We start from the raw sequence: 1,566 nt of genomic DNA, 5'->3' as shown, positions 1-1,566 counted from the left end.
AGAAAGTACACGCAGGAACAGAAGGACCGCTTCTTTGCTGTTTTCGACCGGGTTGGCTCGGTGGCAGTTGCTGCTGAGGAGCTCGGGTTCAATCAGATGACGTGCTATCAGTGGACCCACAAGGCAGGGATTGGGGCTGGGCGAGAAAAGCACACGCAGGAAAAGAAGGACCTGTTTTTTACTGTTCTGCAACGGGCCGGCAGTGTCACCGCTGCTGCCAGTGAACTCGGGTTGAACCGGAACACTTGCTATCGGTGGATGCAGAAAGCCGGGAGAGCCCGCAAACGCTCTGACCGACCGCAGCGCGAAGACTTCCGCCGCCTCCGGGATGCCGGTATGTCCCGGCGCGAGGCCGCAGCAGCTCTGGGAATCCACCAGACCACAGCTGAGGAGTGGGACGTTGGAATCCGCAAAACCAGGAATGGACGCATCTATCCTGGCGGGCGGTCCGTGGACTACACACGTGAAGTGAGCACAACCACCACCCCGGGCGTCCGGGGCATATCCCTTTCAGGGCTCGACGCTCTGGACAAGACCCTCGACGGGCGGTTCCTGTCGCTGCAGGACCGGGAAAGGATCCGGGACCTCCGCTCCTCCGGGGCATCACTTCGTGCCATCGCGGCCGCACTCGGCCGCTCGCCATCAACGGTCAGCAGGGAGTTCGCCCGCAATAGCCAGCCTGTGATCGGGTACCAACCCTACGCAGCCCACCGCAAAGCTGCCTCCCGCCGGCCAAGACCAAAAGAACGCAAGATCCTGGTCCTGCCCCGGCTGCGTGACCATATCGAAGCGAAACTGCTCCTGCGATTGTCGCCGGAACAAATCAGCAAGACTTTGATCAGGGACTTTCCCGATGATCAGGAGATGCGCGTGACCCACGAGACGATCTACCAGGCGCTTTACCTTCAGGGCCGGGGCGGGCTGCGTAGAGAACTCGCGACCGCCCTGCGGACCGGCCGGGCGCGCCGGAAGCCTCACAGAAACGGCGACGAGCGACGGCCTCGGTTCGTCGATCCCATGGTGATGATCTCCGAACGGCCTCCCGAAATCGAGGACCGGGCAGTGCCCGGACATTGGGAAGGGGACTTAATCACCGGGGCGCTGAACCAGTCAGCGATCGGAACCCTGGTCGAACGCTCCACCCGCTACGTCATGCTGGTCCACCTGCCAACCGATCACACCGCGGAATCCGTCAGGGACGGACTCATCGCCACGATGTCCACCCTGCCGGCCCACCTCCGCGGATCCCTGACCTGGGACCAGGGCGTGGAAATGGCAGCCCACAAATCCTTCACTCTCGCCACAGACATACAGGTCTACTTCTGCGATCCAGCAAGCCCCTGGCAACGCGGCTCCAACGAGAACACCAACGGGCTGCTCCGGCAATACTTCCCCAAAGGCACCGATCTCTCTGTCTACGGACCCGAAGACCTCGAGCACGTCGCCCAGGAACTCAACGCCCGCCCACGCAAAACGCTCGGCTGGGATACCCCGGCCGAGCGCCTGCGTGATCTACTAACAACCACCTAGCCACCAACGGTGTTGCAACGACCCCTAGAAACCGCC

General features: G+C 62.4%; 2 protein-coding genes. One reads left to right on the top strand and one right to left on the bottom strand.

Translation table 11 applies throughout. The features are described from left to right. A partial coding sequence (locus tag ACU18_RS20305) for a hypothetical protein (RefSeq protein WP_231686131.1) occupies positions 1–375 on the bottom strand: 375 nt, incomplete at its 3' end. Between ACU18_RS20305 and ACU18_RS17905 the strand changes: the two genes are divergently transcribed. Further along, entirely contained in the window at positions 337–1,530 is a 1,194-nt protein-coding gene (locus ACU18_RS17905; RefSeq protein ID WP_231686130.1) for an IS30 family transposase, read from the top strand. The two genes, ACU18_RS20305 and ACU18_RS17905, sit on opposite strands and share 39 nt — an antisense overlap. Positions 1,531–1,566: the final 36 nt, after the last annotated feature.

The sequence above is a fragment of the Arthrobacter sp. ZBG10 genome (assembly GCF_001238605.1).
In the GTDB taxonomy this organism is placed as follows: domain Bacteria; phylum Actinomycetota; class Actinomycetes; order Actinomycetales; family Micrococcaceae; genus Arthrobacter.
Note: the sequence above shows the minus strand (reverse complement) of the source record. Positions and strands in the feature narration are given on the sequence as shown.

Bases quoted from the DNA above. Each gene is read 5' to 3' on its own strand.
- ACU18_RS17905 (WP_231686130.1), top strand. From the start codon at position 337: ATGTCCCGGCGCGAGGCCGCAGCAGCTCTGGGAATCCACCAGACCACA.